Source organism: Coprococcus sp. BIOML-A2, from assembly GCF_009875795.1.
In the GTDB taxonomy this organism is placed as follows: Bacteria; Bacillota; Clostridia; order Lachnospirales; family Lachnospiraceae; genus Coprococcus; species Coprococcus aceti.
Window position 1 is genome coordinate 839408 of sequence record NZ_WWSI01000001.1, and the last position, 20014, is coordinate 859421.

Consider the following 20014-nt stretch of genomic DNA (forward strand, 5'->3'; position numbering starts at 1 on the left):
TGTATCTATTGTAAAGCCTTTGGCCCATGTAATCAAATAAAGTTTTGCCTGGTTAATCCATTTATTGTGTCATATTTGTATTTTGTATGATAAAATAGCAGTTATATGAGCAAAATTTACACCAAAAGGTGACAAAAGCGACAGGAGACAGACGATATGAGATTCAGACCATGCATAGACATACACAATGGACAGGTAAAGCAGATAGTTGGAGGCAGTCTCTGTGATGAGGGTGACAGAGCAGATGAAAACTTTGTATCACAGAAGGACGGAGACTTCTTTGCTGAACTGTACAAAAGCTATGGACTTAAGGGTGGTCATATCATACTTCTCAATCCTGCGTCCAGCGAATACTATGACGCCGATGTAAGACAGGCACAGCTCGCTCTGGCTGCATATCCGGGAGGACTGCAGATAGGCGGGGGAATAAATGCTGACAATGCACAGCGGTTCATAGATATGGGTGCGTCACATGTCATAGCCACATCATTTGTGTTCAGGGATGGAGAGATCAACTACGACAACCTGAAGGCACTTGAGAAGGCTGTGGGCAGAGAACATCTGGTGCTGGATCTGTCCTGCCGGAAGAGGGACGGAGAGTATTATATTGTCACTGACAGATGGCAGAAATTTACAAATGTAAAGGTGGAGGAGGCAACGCTTGACCGGCTCTCAGAATACTGCGACGAGTATCTCGTTCATGCGGTGGATGTGGAGGGCAAGGCGTCAGGCATAGAGACCCATGTTGCGGACATGCTTGGAAGATGGGGAAAGCTGCCGATGACATATGCCGGAGGTGTGGCATCATTTGACGATCTGGAACAGCTCAGAAGTCTCGGAAGGAACAGGATAGACGTGACCATAGGGAGTGCACTGGATATCTTTGGGGGACATATGGCGTTTCAGGAGATTATAAGGTTTATGGAGGGTTAACATGGCAAAGATGAAGAAGGTACTGGCCATTGCGATGGCTGCGGCTATGGGTATGTCCATGCTGGCTGGCTGCGGAGGTCAGGGCAAGGACGATGTGACAGAGGCGACAAGCCAGGCGGAGACCAGCGAGGCTGCGACCTCGGAGGAGAAGACAGAGGAGGCTGCTTCGGAGGAGGCTGAACAGGAGAAGACAGAGGTCAAGGCAGGGGATGTCCTGATAGACCTGAACTTTGATGACAATGACACGGACGAGTGCCATACATATTCAAATGGCGGACAGGCCGTACTCGGAGCAGAGAACGGAGAACTGTGTCTGGATATAACCGGAACAGGAAGCCTAGATTATGCGAACCAGATATACTATGACGGATTTGAGCTCAACCAGGACTGTGTGTATGAGCTGTCATTTGACGTGCACAGCACCATTGAGAGAGGAATTCAGTACAGACTTCAGATAAATGGCGGTGATTACCACGCTTATGTGATGGATGACATAACGATAGGCACTGAGACACAGCACATATCCAACCAGTTCACCATGAGCGAGGCATCGGATCCGGCACCTAGAATGTGTATGAATCTGGGACATTTCGAGGGCGTTGGTGATGACAGCGTGCCTCACAAGGTATACTTTGACAATATCAAGCTCACTGTAGTTGACGCCTCAAGCGCACAGAGCGTTGAGGGTATTCCTGATCCAAAGCTGGTTGGCATCAACCAGATGGGTTACGGCAAGGATGCGAAGAAGCTTGCCACAGTGACTGACAGAGACGCCAAGAGCTACGAGGTAAAGAGCGTCGCTGATGACAAGGTAGTCAGCAAGGGTGACGTATCTGGCTGGGATTACGATCCTGCTGTGGGCGACAAATGTGCGGTTATAGATTTCTCTGATGTCAAGGATCAGGGTACATACAAGATAGTTCTCGACACCGGAGCAGAATCATACGAGTTCCCTGTTGGGGATGGCGTGTATGACGATATATACAAGGCGTCAGTGCTCATGTTCTATGACCAGAGATGTGGAACAGAGCTTGATTCAGCCATAGCCGGTGATTTTGCACACGCTGCATGTCACACGGGAACTGCCATAGTGTACGGCTCAGATGTTGCAAAGGATGTGACCGGCGGATGGCATGATGCCGGAGACTACGGAAGATATGTTGTTCCGGGCGCAAAGGCGGTACAGGATCTGCTCCTTACATATGAGGATTCAGAGTATGCGGCAAAGGACGACGCTATCGGAATACCTGAGAGCGGCAACGGTGTTCCTGACGTTCTGGATGAGGTCAGATACGAGCTTGACTGGATGCTCAAGATGCAGGATGAGACCAGCGGCGGAGTTTATCACAAGGTTACCGGAGAGGTGTTCCCTGAGATGGTGGCTGCTGTTGAGGAGACTGCACAGATGATACTCTCACCTATATCCAACACAGCAACAGGCGATTTTGCGGCTGTTATGGCAAAGGCTTCAGTTGTATACAGAAAGTACGATGCAGCATTTGCAGATTCATGTCTTGCTGCAGCTCAGAAGGCATGGAAGTATCTTGAGCAGCATCAGGGAGATGCAGGCTTTAAGAACGTTGGAAGCATAGTTACAGGTGAGTATCCTGACAGCAATGACAGCGATGAGTACCTGTGGGCAGCAGCGGAGCTGTATATCGCAACAGGTGATGAGAGCTACAATGATTATGTGAAGACAGCCATCGAGGGAAGCGTTAAGTACGGCCTTGGATGGGCGGATGTCGGATATTATGGAATATATGACTACTGTGTAAATGTAAAGGACTGCGCAGCAGAGAAGGAGATACTTAAGAAGGGTGCTGACAAGCTTGTAGATAACTATGCCGGCAGCGGCTTCGGTTCAACAACAGGCGGCTCTTATGTATGGGGAAGCAACATGGTCGTTGCGGATAACGGAATCCTTCTGCTCATGGCATCAAAGGTTCTGGGCGACGATTCATATGTGGACTATGCGGCAGACCAGCTCAACTATATACTTGGAAGAAATGCAGTCAGCTACTGTTATGTGACAGGATATGGTTCACAGACTCCTGAGAATCCACACCACAGACCTTCAGAGGCACTGGGCAAGGCAATGCCTGGAATGCTTGTGGGCGGTGCCGATGGAAACCTTGAGGATCCATATGCGAAGGCTGTTCTTGCAAAGATTCCAAAGGAGAGATGCTATGTCGACAACGCACAGAGTTATTCATGTAATGAGGTAACGATCTACTGGAATTCACCTCTTGTATATCTTCTTGCGAACTTCAAGTAGCAAATATTTAAGAATATGTAACTATAATTAGTACATCATATTTGATATAACTATTGAATATCATGTAAGGAATCGGTATGGAAATATGAATGAATATGTAGACAAAATAAAAAAGCTTATGGAGAAAGAGATGGTCAGATATGTTATAGCCGGAGGAATGACCACGGCTGTGAATCTTGTATCATTCTTTGTGTTGAGACTTGTGACGGATCTGTCGCGAAGTGCGGCGAATATCATAGCGATAATGCTTGCCATATTATTTGCTTACTTTGCAAATGGATTTTACGTGTTCAGGTCGGAGCAGAGGAAGAGCGTAGGCCGGATCATAAGGGAGTTCATATCATTTGTGGGCATGCGTCTGTTTGCCATGGTGGTGGAGGTCGTTGGAACCAACCTGCTGTGCGACTCCTTCAGATACAATGAGTTTATATCAAAGATAATAATTCAGGTAGTTGTACTTGTAATAAACTATATATTCAGCAAATGCTTCGTATTTAAGAAGGATAAAAAGCCTGTAAAGGATATATTTGCTGACAACTATATCATGATAATCGCTTTTATCATCCCGGCGATATTTATGTTCGTGCTGTGGGTGGTGGCGGAGATAGGACCATTTGGCGGACACAGCCTTACCATGGTGGACAGTCTTCACCAGTATCTGCCATTCTTCTCTGATTATCATGACAAACTGGTGAACGAGGGAAGCCTGTTCTATACGTGGGACATAGGCATGGGAAGCAATCTGCTTGACATAATCGCCTACTATATGGCTTGCCCTCTGAACTTTATAATCGTGCTGTTCAGCAGGGAGCATCTGTACATAGCGATGTGCCTGCTCATAAGTATCAAGATAGCTCTGTCCGGTATGACCATGGCGAGCTATCTTGGATACAAGTGCAGGAACAAGAACAACCTGCTCATCATTCCATTTGCTGTGGCATATGCACTCAGCAACTATGTCATAGGATATTCATGGAATCTCATGTGGATGGACTGTATACTGATACTTCCGCTTATCATGCAGGGCTTCGAGCAGATGATGGAGGACGGCAGCAACTACAGACTGTACACACTCAGTCTGTTCTATGGACTTCTGTGTAACTACTATATATGTTTCATGATATGTGTGTTCCTGGTTCTCCAGTTTATACTCACCAATCACAAGAACATATACAAGGGCGCAGAGGACACTTTGAGATTTGCGGGAACATCTGTCATGGCTGCGGCTATGTCTGCGTTTCTGCTGATCCCAGCTTATATCGGGCTTAACACCACGGCGTCTGCCACCAGACATTTTCCTAAATGGGAGTGGTACGGAAGCATATGGGATATGATAAAGCAGATGTTTGTCCTGACTGAGCCGATAAAGAGCCAGCAGTTTGACGGCGGTGTGAACCTGTACTGCGGTACATTTGCCATACTGCTGATAGGAATATATATTTTCAATACAAAGATCAAATGGTACGAGAAGCTTAAGAATGTGATACTGATCGTATTTCTCATGATGAGCTTCAACAATACGCTGCTCAACTATATATGGCACGGCTTCCATGATCAGTACGGAATCCCGAACAGATTTTCATTCCTGTTCATCTTCATTCTGCTGAGCATGGGATACGAGGCCATTGCAAATACAGACAAGAAGCAGATACCGGGAATAGCCCTGGGAATCATCGTGGCGTTCGGTTTCCTGGTTTATGCAGACAAGAATATTGATATGGACAGGACGGTAATTATCCTCACATGGGTGCTGTTTGCTGTGTACTCGGCGGGAATCCTGGTGCTGGGACTTGTCCGCGGCAAAGGCAGATTCGCAGTGGCAGCTATACTTTCAGTGTTGTGTCTGACTGAGATCGTGTTCAGCGCGGCAAAGGGATACGAGAGCAACGGAACGGTGAACATACCGGATTACTATGGCGATGCTGCTAGTGTGCAGGCCGCTATAGATTCTGTTAAGACAGGCCATTTTCCGTATAGAACGGAGCTCAACAACACAAAGGTGGTGGATGAATCTACCTATTACAATATGCAGGGAGTCAGCCTGTTTGGTTCGACGGTTTCAAATGACCTTGTGAATGCCATGCACGGACTTGGTTTCTACACAGGTGCCAATGAGTTCCTGTTTGACGGAGCAAATCCGGTGTCAAGTTCGGTTCTGGGCATAAGATATTTGTTCAGGAGACAGGATGAGCATATGTCCTACGATATGGACTATGTGGATACAGTGGATGGCGTTGATGTATACCAGAACAGCCGGGCGCTCAAGCTGGGCTTCATGGTGAATAACGAGCTGAAAGACTGGACTTCTGACGCATCGAATATGTTTGACAGTATAAATAATTTCGTGGAAAAGTCGACTGGGGTGGCTGGTACGTTCAGCCAGATATATCCGGAGGTAACTGGCTCTTCAAATGACATCACGATAACACATGACAATCCGTACAGTGAATACTTTGGACTTTCCGATATCACACCGGGTATCGTGAGCTTTGGACTCAGCTTTGACATAACAGAGGAACAGAATGATCTGTACATCATAGCGAACTGCAATGGAATCACCAAGATAAGGATATATGTGAACGGTGAGGAGCAGAATTACGAGAGACTTCAGTACCAGACATACCATGTGGGACATCTGATAAAGGGAACCAACGTGGAGGTCGAGTATTATTTCTCTGCGGGTGTACCTGACAATACATCTGCAAGACTTACGATAGCCACTCTCAACGGTGCTGCATTTGACCAGGCGTATGAGGGATGGGCTGACAATCAGTTAAATATCAACAAATTTGAGGATGGATATGTGAAGGGACATATATCAGTCGATGAGGCTGGCCTGATGTTCACATCCATACCATATGATTCGGGCTGGACTGCCTATGTTGATGGCAGAAAGACCGATATACAGACTGTTGCGGGAGCATTTATCGCACTGGATCTTGAGAAGGGAGACCATGTGATAGAGTTCAAGTATTTCCCTAGAGGACTCAAGAGCGGCCTGATATTCACATTTGCCGGATGGCTTGTGTTTGCACTGCTTATGAATGCGAAGACCATCAAGGAGAAGCGCGGCAGCAAAAAGGGGAAGCCAGAGGATGAGGATCGGACAGATGATGAAGCAGCGATAGAGTAATGCAGATCTGTTGATAGATAAAATATGCATAATAACGAGGTAGAATGGCTGGGAGACCATAAAAAGTAGTCCAATATGTACAAAATAACAGAGAAAATTTGTACATTATTCAGCATAAAAAACTATATGAGCGTTGACCTTAATAATTATTTATAATATAATGTATCCATGTGGATATGCATAGGAGTGTCTATGTGGCAAACGCAATATTTATAGAAACAGAGGTGCATTAATGGACAAAATTAAGGAAATTGGGATTAAGCCGCTTGCACTGGCCATGGCTGTTCTGGCTTTGCTGGCGGGAGTGCTGGGAGTCGCCGGTATAGGTGTGGGAGCTATTATATGTGGCGTCCTGGCAGCGGTCGTTGCTGTTCTGGTATTACTGGTATTCGGAGATGGCAACATGGGATCAGCAGGAAAGTCTGATAAGTATAAGAAACTTTTCATGAACCTTCCTATAGGATTTGCACAGGCGAGGATCGTTAATGATCCTGTCAACGGAACAAACTACGAGATAGTAGACGCCAATGAGATATTTGGGGAGTATTTCAAGCTCGATGTGTCTGACTACAAGGACAAGATACTGAAGGAGAGCAAGATAGAGGTACTTCAGGATATCAATGCATGGTTCACAGCTTATAACAACTCCGGCACCAAAGAGGGAGATCTGATGGATGTTGAGATCACCATGGAGTCACTTCAGAAGGTGTTCAACACGGTTATGTATAAGTCTGAGGCTGATTACATCAACATGGTAGTCATAGATGTGACCAAGCAGAAGGAGACTGAGGAGAAGCTCAGCAAGGCCATCGTGGATGCGAATGCAGCATACAAGACACAGGCCGAGTTCCTTGCAAACATGAGCCACGAGATAAGAACACCTATAAACGGTATTCTCGGTATGCTCCAGCTCACACTTATGGCTGAGGATCTTCAGGCTGATTACAGAGATAACCTTATCACAGCTAAGAACTGTGCAGACACACTGCTCAGACTTATCAATGATATTCTTGATATAAGCAAGCTTGAGGCTGGTAAGTACAAGATCAAGGAAGAGACATTTGACATCAGGACTGCCATTGAGGACACAGTTGCTGCACAGGTTCCGATCGCAACCAACAAGGGACTGCAGCTCGACTGTTCATTTGGAAGCAATATTCCAAAGCTTGTCCGCGGTGATGGACAGAGAATCCAGCAGGTTCTCAACTGCCTGCTTTCAAATGCTATCAAGTTTACATCCGAGGGAAGCGTAAGAGTCAAGATAGCATCCATGGATGATGGGGACAACAAGATTAAGATCAGAATGGCAGTTGCAGATACCGGTATAGGTATCTCAGAGGCTAACATGAGCAAGCTGTTCATAAGATTCAGCCAGGTAGATGCATCAGATACAAGAAAGTACGGTGGTTCAGGTCTGGGACTTGTCATCACCAAGCAGATCGTTGAGCTGATGGGTGGTAACATAACAGTTCAGAGTAAGGAAGATATAGGTTCAACATTCATCGTCGAGATACCACTCAAGGTTATCAAAGCGGCAGATGCAGCAGATGAGTTCCTCAAAGAGAAGGAGGAGCCTGCAGTATTCTCCATCAATGCACACAGCAAGGCAAGGATACTTGTTGCAGAGGATGAGCCGGTCAACCAGCAGGTTATCGGTAAGCTTCTCGGTATGGCAGGATTCTCATACGATATAGCTGAGAATGGTCAGAAGGCTGTTGAGCTGTTCAAGACCAAGATATACGATGCGGCACTGTTTGACGTACAGATGCCAGTTATGGATGGTATAGCAGCTACACAGGAGATCAGGGAGATAGAGCGCAAGGAGAAGAGAAAGAGACTTCCGATCATTGCGGTTACGGCGAGAGCCATGTTCGGTGACAAGGAGAGGATCCTTGAGAACCAGCTTGATGATTATATCGCAAAGCCTTATAATCTCAATGATGTGGTTGATACACTGAATAAGTACATAGACGACTGATGTGAAAGGTCATAAGTATACATGACATAGTGAGAAACAAAGTCAAATAAAAAATCGGGGATTATGGAATCAACACCCATATTCCCGGTTTTTTTAGTTTTACATGGATATATTAAGGCAGATAAAGAAAGATCTATATTACATGGAGGTATATGATATGTCAGATTTTTTCCAGGATGTGTTCAACAAGACCAAGAAGTTTGCAAATAATGCGGTGGATGAGACGAAGGACGCAGCGCAGAAGGCAAAGCTCAACAACAAGATATCAAATGAGGTGCAGATGATCGACAGGAACATGGTTGAGATTGGCAAGTATTTCTACGAGCGGAACAAGGAGAATCCACCTCAGGAGCTGCTCCAGTATTTCAACAATGTAAAGGTTCTTCAGGACAGTATAGCCATAAGCAGGAGCGAGATACAGAACATTGATAATGCCATGGCGGCAAGGAAGCAGGCTGATATGAATCCTAATCAGAGTCCTAACCAGAACTATAACCAGAACCCAAATAACAATCAGAACATGGGAAATGGACAATTTTAGTAAAAAAAATTATATATACATGCTGTAAAATCAGAAGCCCGTTCGTAACAGGACGGGCTTTTTGTATATTGAAATTGGGCAATATACAGCCTGTATATTGCCGCAATTTATAAAATTTTCTTTATGAAATCCCCCCTTTACAAAGGCTGAGAGAGGGTGTAAGGTGTGCTTACAACTCAGAGAGAAGGGAGGACAGAGATCATATATTATGTAATACCATTGATCGCAACTGTGAGCATGGCGGTGGTATCGGACTTCAGAGACTGGAGGATTCCGAACAGGCTTATCGCAGTTGGCATGATACAGGGATTCCTGATGTCGGCAGTTGTCAGAGGACCGTGTGATGGACTTCTGAGCAGTGTGGCAGGCTGTGTTATTCCTGTGGTGATCTTGTTTGTATTATTTCATAAAAAAGCCTTGGGGGCAGGTGATATCAAGCTGCTGGCGACGGCTGGCACATTTGTAGGAACCGATGTGATCCGGGTGATTGTTTACTCCTTTTTGGCCGGAGGAGTTATATCTTTATTTTTTCTTTTAAAAGAAGTTTTAATGTCAGTTACGAATCGTAAAGAAATTTCAACAAAACAATTTTATAGGAATCTGATGAAGTCCAGGGTACATTTCTCTGCTGCCATAATGGGCGGAGTCATGTATTACGTGTGCACTATAGAGTGGAGGTGACAAAATTCAGCAGTACAAGATTGGAATACTGGATGGTGACAGGGCTTACATGATAAGTCTTATGAACCATATCAATTCGGACAGGGACAATCCGCTGTTTGCGCTTGCATTTTCATCGGAGGGAGAACTGTATGGGTATCTTGAGACTAAGACTCTGGATGTTCTGCTGATGGATGAGAATATTCCTCTGGATGAGAGCAAAGTGCCGGTGGCCTGCCGGATGATATTTATGACGAGGGATAGAGTCGATGGATCAGAAGAGATCAGCCATAACAGGATATTCAAATATTCCAGGGTACGGAACATTTCTTCAGAGATCCTCAGATATATGAATATAGACGATACGGACCGCAGAAGAAAGCTGTTCAGGTCGTATGCAGTTATATCACCCATAGGGAGGTGTGGTAAGACAAACCTTGCGGTCAGCCTGTGCATGAATGATGAGGTGCGGGGCGGCCTGTATGTGGGCATGGAGGAGTACAGTGCATTTCACGACCATGAGGACGTTCTGGCGAATGTGATATATCTGGTGAAACAGAGGTCACCGGATCTGACCGGATATATGGAGCAAAATATCGTGGAGCTTGAGGAATACAGCGTGCTTGGATATCTGGGATCGTACATAGATGCACTGGAGCTGGACACGGAGGATATGGTGTGGCTCATAGACGAGTTCCGCAGATGGGGCAGATATACAACGGTTGTGTTTGATATGGGACAGGCGGTTCTCAAGGATCTGGCGATACTTGGGGCATTTGACGAGATAATGGTTCCTGAGCTTAAGGATGAATTGTCCCAGGACAAGCTTGGGATGTTCGAGAGGGTTCTGGAGAGAAGGGAGCTCGGCAAGATTGCTCGGAGGCTGCACAGGTTGAACGTGCCGCTGGCGGTTCCGGGAAGTGCGGAGATGCTGAGATTTATAGAAAGTGAAATAGGAAGCAGAAGATGAAACAGGATGACAGACAGTTGATACGAAGCAAGGTCATGCAGAGTATAGATATGTCGGGTGACATAGGAGATGAGCAGGTCAGCGATATGATCGACAGGTGTATTCTCGAATCTGAGTCCGGGAATGTGCTGAGCGTGAGGGATAAGCTTGCGCTGAAGAAGGAACTGTTCAACAGTCTGAGGAGGCTTGATATATTGTCAGAGCTTCTCGACGATGAAGCGGTGACTGAGATAATGATAAATGGCTGCAGCAATATATTTGTCGAGCGGGCAGGAAGGATGTACAGGTATGACAAGGCATTTGAGAGCGAGGAACGGCTCAAGACCATAATCCAGAGCATCGTAGCGGAGTGCAACAGGATAGTAAATGAGGCATCGCCGATAGTGGATGCAAGGCTTAAGGATGGTTCGAGAGTGAATGTGGTGCTGCCGCCGGTGAGCCTGAGCGGCAGCGTGATGACCATAAGAAAGTTTCCGAAGGACAAGATGACCATGGACAAGCTGGTGGAGATCGGATCAGTCACCATGGAGGTTGCTGATTTCCTGAAGAATCTGGTCGTGGCGGGCTACAACATAATCATCTCGGGAGGAACCGGCGCGGGCAAGACGACATTTCTGAATGCCCTGTCAGGGTATATACCGGCGGATGAGAGAATTGTCACGATAGAGGATTCGGCGGAGCTTCAGCTTGCGGGCATCGACAATCTGGTGAGCCTTGAGGCGAGAAGTGCAAATGTCGAGGGCGAAAATGCGGTGAGCATAAGGGATCTTATCAAGACGAGCCTCAGAATGAGACCTTCACGGATAATAGTGGGTGAGGTCAGGGATGCGGCGGCGATAGATATGCTTACTGCCATGAACACAGGACACGATGGAAGCCTGTCAACAGGACATGCAAATTCTGCCCGGGACATGCTGACGAGGCTTGAGACCATGGTTCTGATGGGTGCGGATATGCCTGTTCTGGCGATAAGGCAGCAGATAGCGTCGGCGGTGGACATAGTTGTCCAGCTTGGAAGACTGAGGGACAGATCCCGAAGATGTATAGAGATAAGCGAGGTCACAGGGCTGGAAGGAGGTGAATTTGTCATGAATAAATTGTATGAATTTCATGAGAGCAATATGGGAAAGGACAGGGGGCGAGTGGAAGGAATGCTTAGAAAGATAAATGATCTTCACAACACATCAAAGCTCGTGGCGGCTGGACTTATAAGCGTTAATGAGAGCAGTGATTCAAGGAGGGATGTGTGCTGAGACAGGGTATAGATTATGATTCTTATAAACTAAGTGTCAGGGAAATCGTAACCGGTATCGCTGTGTATTCAGTCATAGCGGTGATGGTGTCGGTGCTCTTCTTTGACAGTCTTATACCGTGCCTGGTGTTCACGCCGGGGATTCTGGTATTTCTCAGGAAAATTGCCGATGGTAAATGCCGGCAGAGAAAGAATAAACTTAATAATGAATTTAAGGAAATGCTGCTGTCCCTGTCCGCAAATATGGCGGCGGGATATTCATTGGAAAAAGCGTTTGTTCCAGCTTGTCACGAGCTGGACGGAATGTATCAGGGGAAATCTTATATCAGACAGGAAATGCTGCTCATAATAAACGGCCTTGAGATGAGCTCTGATGTTGAAAGTCTTTTGAGGGATATGGCGGACAGGTCAGGACTTCAGGATGTGAAGGAATTTGCTCATGTGGTCGCAGTTGCAAAGGGCTCCGGGGGAAATCTCATCAGGATGATGAAGAAGATGGTTGAAAATATTGACAGGCGTCTGGAAGTGGAGGAAGAGATAGACACGATGATAACGTCAAAACGGCTGGAGCAGAATATCATGTCTGCCATGCCATTTGTCATCATTCTGTATCTGAGGGTGTGTAATCCTGGATATATGGATGCGCTGTATGGCAATGCTCTGGGGATAGCTGCCATGAGTGCGTGTCTGGTGATCACGGCGGCGACGGTGATATGGGGCAGAAAGATCACAGATATACATATGTGAAAGGATGATGGATATGCTGAAAAGGGCTGCGGGAAAAATATACGGCTGGATAGAACCGCATATGGACAATGACAAGATGCTCACGAAGATAAAGAGGGTATACATATGTACGGATGCCGCGGCGAGGGATAAATGTGCGGAGATGTACACAGACATTATTGCGAAGATCCTGCTGACGCTTTTGGTGACATGTATTCTTGCGGTGATCCTTGTGGCAAAGGAAGCATTTGCGCCTCATCAGGTGGTGCTCACCAGAGATGGGTACGGAGGGGATGTGTCCACCGTCACTCTGGAGACTGACATAGATGGAGAAAAGACTGATTTTGATGTGGATGTCATGCCGCTGGAATATGATCCTGACGATATGGAAGCAGTGTTTGAGCAGGGATTTGGTGAGATTGAAGACCTGTATCTTGGGGAAAATGAATCCCCCGACGAAGTGATATATGATCTGGAGCTTGTGGATCACCTGGATGCGCTCGGACTCGATGTGCAGTGGATAAGCGAGGACAACGAGCTGGTGTCGTCCGATGGACGTATCGGCGATATAGCGGAGGGAGAAGACAGAATAGTGTCCATCACGGCTGTTCTTACATACAGGGAGCTGAGCGCGGAGAGAACATATCAGATACGCGTGTGCGGAAGGGAAGAGACAGGCAGGGAAAAGGCTCTGAAGGATATAAGGGAAGGCATCAGGGAGATACAGGCGGGAAGTGGAGATTCGAGCGAGGTGGCGCTGCCGGAGCAGATAAACGGATATGCGGTCAGGCCCACCTCGGGAGGCGGAAGCGGTCTTATGATACTGTTTCTCGGTGGTTTCGCAGCCATTTGTATATGGGGTGGAAACAGGTCGAAGATCCAGGGAATGGAAAAAAAGAGATCCGACGAGCTCATGTCGGAGTACCCGGAGCTTGTGGATAAGCTGACGCTCTATCTTGGAGCAGGAGTCACGGTCAGAGGTGCATTTGCAAGGATAGTGAAGAGTGGCAGGGAAGATTGTGCCGGTACGGATCAGGGCGGGAGTGTTCTGACCAGGGAACTGATTTATACGCTAAATGAGATCCAGGCAGGAGTATCCGAGAGTGAGGCTTACTACAACATGGGGCACAGGATAAATCTGCCGATGTATATAAAGCTCATGTCGCTTTTGTCACAGAATGTGAAGAAAGGCACGAGAGATATATTGATCATGATGGCGGGCGAGGAGCAGAACGCAATGCAGACCAGAAAGGAGATGGCGAAGAGAAAGGGGGAGGAAGCCGGGACAAAGCTGCTTCTTCCGATGGTGGTTCTGCTGGGAGTGGTCATGGTAATAGTCATGCTGCCCGCAATAATAAATTTTTAAGATAATAAGTTTTTAAGGAGGAAAAATGTATGAAGAGATGGGAAGATTTTATGGAAGATGAGTCAGGTATGGGAGTGGTCGAAATAATCCTTATAATTGTAGTCTTGATCGCGATGTGCGTCATATTCAAGCAGCAGATAACTTCTCTGGTGAACAACATATGGAACTCGATCAACAAGAGTGCAAAGAAGATATATTAAGGGGGAGCTGTATGAGAAATCAGGGACATGTAACGGTTTTTCTGAGTATAATCCTGATCTCCATGCTGCTTCTGGGGCTCTCCGTGCTTGAGATGGCGCGGATAAGAATGGGCAGTGCCAAGGCCGCAATGGCGGCCGAGGGCGCAGCCTGTGATGTGAAGGCGGCGTACGACAAGGAGTTGTTTGAGGAGTATCATCTGCTGGCAGTCGACAGCACATTTGGCGGACACGGTGAGGGAAAGCTTGAGCAGATGGCGCAGGATTATCTGGAATATACTCTGGAAAATGGTCAGGGCGACAATATGAGCGTTGAAGATGTGGCGCTGGCAGAGTGCAGGGGACTTCTGGAGAATGACTGCGAGAATATGAAGCTGCAGATAACCGACCATATGAAGGTGTACATGGAGGAGAAGGGAATAGAAGACATTCTTGAGATGATAACATCCGGGGATAAGGCCATGGAGGATGCTTCTGGAGCTGTGGAAAATGGTAAGAATGAGTCGAATCAGGATGAGAGCAGTTGGAGCGGTACGGATCCTAGAAAAGCGCTGAAAAGCATCCTGACAGGTGGACTTCTGAATGTTGTCACGCCATCCGGGCGGGTGGTGTCAGATCAGGCATACGATCTGGATGGCTTTCCGTCAGACGGACAGGCGGAGGATACGAGACAGTGGGAGGACATAGAATTTGACGATCTGGATAAATTCCAGAGGCAGCTCATGTTGGATGGAGAGAGATCACAGACCGGAATAGTGGATGACATATATGGTGTCGGGTATGCACTGGCGAATTTCAATACATTTACTGACAGGAAACAGGACAGACCATTTGAGTGTGAGGTGGAATACATTATCGCCGGAAAGGATAATGACCATGACAATCTGCAGGGGGTCGTGAACAGGATAGTGCTTCACAGACTGCCGCTCAATCTGGCATATCTGCTCTCAGACAGCGCAAAGATGGCCGAAGTGTCATCCATAGCTGCGGTGCTGGCTCTTGTGCCGGGGGTCACCTATGGGGCGGCGAAATATCTGCTGCTCGGATGCTGGGCTTATGCTGAGACAATTGTTGATATAAGGCTGCTGCTTGACGGCAAAAGCGTTCAGTTTATGAAGACAGACGAATACTGGGTGACGGACATCAACAATCTTGACAAGCTGATGAATCTGGATTCCGTGGACTATGAAGGCGTGGATGCTGTGAGCTACAGGGATTATCTGGCGATACTTCTGATAGAGAATAAAGGAGGCATGTATTACAGGATGGCGGATCTTATACAGCTTAATTTCAGACAGACGGATGAGTCGTTTGAGATGAAGAATATGATGTATTCTCTGACATTTGATGTTGAGGTCAGTCAGGACAGGAAATTTGCATCGTTTATAGAAGATCACGAGGGCGTATCGAAGATAGATGACGGACTGTACAGGTACAGCTTCAGGCAGTGTGTGAGTTATTGAGATATGAAAATATCCTGAAGGGGGGTGTTATATGTTCTCTTGTTGTATGTTGAAAAGTAAATATATGAAAGATAAATCGCCTCTCCAAGCGCATATTACTATAGATTTTGTTCGGATCAGGTATGGCAGGAGAATATATAAGACAGCTCCTTTGGGATGTGACCGTGGTAGTGCCAGTGTGGAGGCATCGCTGGTGCTGCCAGTGTTTATATTTGCCATGCTGACTGTGTTTGCCATGGCCGGATGTATACGGACACGGACTGTGATATATGAGGGCTTACATGAGACGGCTGCGTATCTTGCGGAATACAGCTATGCGTATGAGCTAGCCGAAAAGGGCGCGGACATGGGGCCGTATGCTGAAGGTATGGCAGATGGTGTGTCGCTCGTGCTGGCGAACAGGAAGATCAGGGAGTACATAGATGACAAAGGCACGGTGAACACATATGTCGACGGCGGAATGTCCGGGGTTAAGGTGATAAATGCAGAGCTGTCGGATGACGGATTTGTGTGCCTCAAGGTCAGATATATGCTGAAGATCAATCTGCCATTTGCCGGAGGATCCACCGTGGGGTGCGTGGACAGGATAAGACAGAGGGCGTACCTGGGATATGACAGGTCGCAGGATGATGACGATGATGATGAGTATGTGTATGTGGCTGAGAATGGTTCGGTGTACCACAACTCGCGGAGCTGTTACCATATCAGGATATCTGTGAGAAGCGTGAGTGGGGAGGTTCTGGATGACAGATATTCCGGGCTTTCGGCGTGCAGGATCTGTGGAAGATATAAAAGCAATGGTGTGATCTATGTCACTGAACAGGGAGACAAATATCACTATTCGCTGGGCTGCTCCGGCTTGAAGCGGACGATATACAGAAAGAAAAAGTCAGAGTGCGGGGGACTTCCTCAGTGCTCTGAGTGCGGGAAAAGATAGGAGAAGAGAAGAAAAGACAGGAGGAGTCAGATATATGGATGACAATGGATCTATAGTTCTGGAGATGTGCCTGATAACACCGATACTTGTGTGTGCCGTGTTTGTGGTGATGAACATGTTGTTTATAGCGTTTAACCATGCGGCGGCATCGGGGGAGGCATATCTGGTACTGTACAACCGAGAGGAATACAGGATCAATGAGAGTGGTGAGGGGGATACGGACAGTGCAGAGAAAGCGATGTCCACAAATGTATCCGAGACCGTGATATGTGCCGATGGTGTGAATGCGGAAATGGCCATGAATGGGAATAATCTGGTTGCGGAGATAACTTACAGAGAGTCATTTCCGGGGATACAGATATTGATAGATGACGGCAGATGTGACAGAAAGACTGCGGCCAGACAGGAGATAAGGGATGTAGGAAATGAACTTAGGAGGTGGCAGGAATATGGTAAGTTATTGCCAGGTAGAGGGAATTAACACTTTTTTTGTGGTGGAGGTCAGTGCAGCGGCCATAAATTCCTATGAGACGGACATGCTGTACAATAATTTTGTCGAGGGAATAATACAGCCGGAATTCAGGGCCATCAACGGAGATATGTTCATATACTGCAAAATAAATGGCATGAAGAGCCTGGACGATATATCTGACAGGGGGATAATGTCCATGGAGCAGGCTGTTGCTCTCATAAGATCGTTGTGCAGTGTGGTCATGGAGACGGGAGAATACATGCTTGAGCCGGACAATCTTCTGATAGAATCCGACAAGATATTTTACTCGGATGCAGAGAAGAGTTTCAGATACGTGTATGTGCCGGGACAGGGAACGGATGTCAGAATGGGAATAAAGAATCTTGTGGAGAAGATCATAAAGAGGGTAGATCACAGGGACACTGAGCTTGTGGATTTTATGTATGAGATATATGACATGGTGGTGTCGGCAAATTATGACATGGAGCGGATGCAGAAATATGTGGATGAGGTTTCTGCCCGTGAGCAGGAAAAATGCTGCTCCGGCAATAGAAAAAGAAATGTGGAATCTTTGGCTGCGGCCCGTGAGCAGGAGCTTTTGATGGATGAGGTGTTCGGAACGGATCAAAGCAGTGCGGCGGCGTTGACGATACCGACAATGGAGAAAAACAAATATGATAGGATATTTTTCATACTCATAGGATTTACTGTGGTGGCATTTACGGGAATAGCGGCTGTTCAATTTTATATACAGGGGCATGCGGCGGATGTGAGATTTATAATGCTGGCACTCATCGTGCTGTCCGTGGAGTTATTTGTCTATGTGGAGATGAAGAGGAAGCTGTCTGCTGCTGAGGATGAACGGCGGGGACAGGAGGGCGTGGAGTGCTCAGAGCTGCGATATGCGGAGGAAGATGAAAACAGAAGACCTAAAAAACAGAATGTTGATGCATTGGAACATGTAAGTCTGGCTGACGAAATACCTGGCGATACCACGGTGCTTGGCTCGGAGGATGACTGTACAACCCTGCTTACACAGCATAATCTCGATGGCAGAGAGTCCGTACAGGAGCAGAGACTGTCTGTGAGACTGATCGAAGACGGAGGCATTGTGGCTACTGAATTCCCGGTGACGCCGGAGGGAGTTGTATTGGGGCGGGACAGACGACAGGCGGATCAGGTTATAGAGGATATCAGCGTCAGTAGAAGGCACATAAGGATATACGAGGATGCAGAGAAGATCTATGTCGAAGATCTTGATTCCACAAATGGAACTGTCATAAATGGGATCAGGCTTCCGGCGGGCAGGAGCTGGCAGCTTGCGGACAGAGATGTTCTGTGTATAGGCACCAGGCAATACCATATTCAAATATTGCTTATCTGATTGATATAAAATGTAAATTCAGATATAATAGTCTGTGTGAGTTTTATGATACAAAGGTAGGTATTGGTGATGTCGTATGTAGCTTTATATAGAAAATGGAGACCTGATACTTTTGATGAGGTAAAGGGGCAGGATCATATAGTTACCACTCTTAGAAACCAGATTAAGAATGATAGACTTGGTCATGCCTTTTTATTTTGCGGTACGAGAGGAACAGGTAAGACTTCGATCGCCAAGATATTTGCCAAGGCATGTAACTGCGAGCATCCGGTGGACGGAAGCCCATGTAATGAATGTGCAAGCTGCAGAGCCATATCGGATGGATCATCGCTTAATGTCATTGAGATAGATGCGGCCTCCAACAATGGTGTTGACAATATAAGGCAGATAAGGGAGGAGGTAGCATATCCTCCTACTGAGGGCAAGTATAAGGTATACATCATAGATGAGGTTCATATGTTGTCTCCGGGAGCGTTCAACGCTCTGTTAAAGACTCTCGAGGAGCCGCCATCATATGTAATATTCATACTGGCTACCACGGAGTCCCACAAGATACCTATAACCATATCGTCAAGGTGTCAGAAGTACGACTTCAGACGTATCCCGGTGGATGTCATCTCGGATCGACTGGAGGAGCTTATGGACAGGGAGGGACTTGATGCGGATAAGAAGGCGATAGATTATATCGCAAAATCCGGCGATGGTTCCATGAGAGATGCCTTATCTATTCTGGATCAGTGCGTTGCATTCAATCTCGGACAGAAGCTTACATATGATAATGTGCTTGAGACCATAGGAGCTGTGGACATAGATACATTTGCAAGACTTCTGGAGTGCGTGCTGGAATCTGATGTTGAACATGCAATAGATGTGGTTGACGAAGTTGTGTGGCAGGGACGTGAGCTTGGCCGTTTCGTAAATGAATTTACATGGTTTCTCAGGAACATACTCGTTGTCAAGCTGTCCTCGGCGGAGGGCGACAGATTGGATATGACCAAGGAGAATTTGGAACGCATAAGAGAGATATCCGGTCATATGGAGGAGAGCACCATAGTAAGATATATAAACGTGTTCTCGGATACAGCCGCCAGCATCAAGTATTCCTCACAGAAGAGGATAGTGCTTGAGATGGCTGTCATAAAGCTGTGCAGACCACAGATGGAGGTTGATACCACAAGTCTGATTGAGAGGGTAAGGATGCTTGAGAAGAAGCTTGATGACCTTGAGGCAAATGGCATACAGGCTGCGCCGGTTCAAAGTGCTGCCCCCGTAAGCCCGGCTGACGATGTGATAGATCAGAAGGGCATGAAGGAATATCAGGACAAGCTGGCAATGGAGCTTCCAAAGGCAGAGTTCGAGGATCTGCAGAGAGCTGCGGAGAACTGGAATGATATACTGGAGAAGCTGTCGGTTCCTGCGAGAAGATATCTCAAGAGAAATGATGCTGATCCGGCCATAAGGACGAAGCTCATACTGTCCGATGATCACAGAAGACTTCTGCTCATGATCCCGCTGACGGATGACGATATGCCGAAGTTATACTTTGACAAGCCTGAGAATGTGGAGCATGTGAAGAGTGTGATCGAGGAATATCTTGGAAGAGAGATTGAATTTGAGATACTTTGTACAAGGAATTCCCACAGTGATAATGGAAGGCTTGAGACGGAGAATATACTGAACCTGAACAAGATCAACTTTCCAATAGATAAGAAATGATGATATCATAT

The 20014-nt window shown here is 46.8% G+C and carries 16 protein-coding genes; all 16 read left to right on the plus strand.

The features are described 5' to 3' along the window. The first annotated feature begins 156 nt into the window (after positions 1-156). The 16 genes from hisA to dnaX all read left to right on the plus strand — a co-directional run bounded on the left by hisA (position 157) and on the right by dnaX (position 20003). Positions 157-933, plus strand: coding sequence for a phosphoribosylformimino-5-aminoimidazole carboxamide ribotide isomerase (gene hisA, locus GT575_RS03695; RefSeq protein ID WP_055146208.1), 777 nt, complete (start codon positions 157-159; stop codon positions 931-933). A 1-nt stretch (position 934) separates the two neighbouring features. Continuing rightward, entirely contained in the window at positions 935-3208 is a 2274-nt protein-coding gene (locus GT575_RS03700) for a glycoside hydrolase family 9 protein (protein ID WP_015534298.1), read from the plus strand. Positions 3209-3338: 130 nt separating this feature from the next. Next, positions 3339-6341, plus strand: a complete 3003-nt coding sequence (locus GT575_RS03705) for a GtrA family protein (RefSeq protein ID WP_243147814.1) — start codon at positions 3339-3341, stop codon at positions 6339-6341. A 232-nt stretch (positions 6342-6573) separates the two neighbouring features. Next, positions 6574-8319, plus strand: coding sequence for an ATP-binding protein (locus GT575_RS03710; protein WP_015534296.1), 1746 nt, complete (start codon positions 6574-6576; stop codon positions 8317-8319). Positions 8320-8476: 157 nt separating this feature from the next. Beyond that, positions 8477-8860 (plus strand): hypothetical protein, encoded by a 384-nt coding sequence (locus GT575_RS03715; RefSeq protein ID WP_055222489.1) that lies wholly within the window; start codon positions 8477-8479, stop codon positions 8858-8860. Positions 8861-9025: 165 nt separating this feature from the next. After that, positions 9026-9541: an A24 family peptidase gene (locus GT575_RS03720; RefSeq protein ID WP_055222450.1), complete on the plus strand. Its 516-nt coding sequence runs from the start codon at positions 9026-9028 to the stop codon at positions 9539-9541. Positions 9542-9545: 4 nt separating this feature from the next. Next, a complete protein-coding gene (locus GT575_RS03725; RefSeq protein ID WP_330410625.1) occupies positions 9546-10490 on the plus strand; it encodes a hypothetical protein in 945 nt (314 codons plus the stop codon). Beyond that, positions 10487-11743: a CpaF family protein gene (locus GT575_RS03730; RefSeq protein WP_015534293.1), complete on the plus strand. Its 1257-nt coding sequence runs from the start codon at positions 10487-10489 to the stop codon at positions 11741-11743. The genes GT575_RS03725 and GT575_RS03730 overlap by 4 nt, the downstream gene beginning before the upstream one ends. Beyond that, positions 11737-12489: a type II secretion system F family protein gene (locus tag GT575_RS03735; RefSeq protein WP_055271948.1), complete on the plus strand. Its 753-nt coding sequence runs from the start codon at positions 11737-11739 to the stop codon at positions 12487-12489. The genes GT575_RS03730 and GT575_RS03735 overlap by 7 nt, the downstream gene beginning before the upstream one ends. Before the next feature lie 13 nt (positions 12490-12502). After that, on the plus strand, positions 12503-13834 hold the full coding sequence (locus tag GT575_RS03740; protein ID WP_015534292.1) for an immunoglobulin-like domain-containing protein: 1332 nt from the start codon (positions 12503-12505) through the stop codon (positions 13832-13834). A 29-nt stretch (positions 13835-13863) separates the two neighbouring features. Further along, a complete protein-coding gene (locus GT575_RS03745) occupies positions 13864-14034 on the plus strand; it encodes a Flp1 family type IVb pilin (RefSeq protein ID WP_161171506.1) in 171 nt (56 codons plus the stop codon). An 11-nt stretch (positions 14035-14045) separates the two neighbouring features. Beyond that, entirely contained in the window at positions 14046-15494 is a 1449-nt protein-coding gene (locus GT575_RS03750) for a DUF5702 domain-containing protein (protein WP_015534290.1), read from the plus strand. A 64-nt stretch (positions 15495-15558) separates the two neighbouring features. Continuing rightward, a complete protein-coding gene (locus GT575_RS03755; RefSeq protein WP_133300876.1) occupies positions 15559-16431 on the plus strand; it encodes a TadE/TadG family type IV pilus assembly protein in 873 nt (290 codons plus the stop codon). A gap of 34 nt (positions 16432-16465) precedes the next feature. After that, the gene (locus GT575_RS03760; RefSeq protein ID WP_161171507.1) at positions 16466-16912 is read left to right on the plus strand and encodes a hypothetical protein; all 447 of its coding nucleotides are present in this window, start codon (positions 16466-16468) and stop codon (positions 16910-16912) included. Then, complete coding sequence (locus GT575_RS03765) at positions 16881-18287, plus strand: DUF6382 domain-containing protein (protein WP_161171508.1); 1407 nt, start codon at positions 16881-16883, stop codon at positions 18285-18287. Before GT575_RS03760 ends, GT575_RS03765 begins: the two co-directional genes overlap by 32 nt. A 69-nt stretch (positions 18288-18356) precedes the next feature. Continuing rightward, positions 18357-20003 carry a DNA polymerase III subunit gamma/tau gene (gene dnaX / locus GT575_RS03770; RefSeq protein ID WP_117875087.1) on the plus strand — a complete coding sequence of 549 codons (1647 nt, stop codon included), beginning with the start codon at positions 18357-18359 and terminating at the stop codon, positions 20001-20003. Positions 20004-20014: the final 11 nt, after the last annotated feature.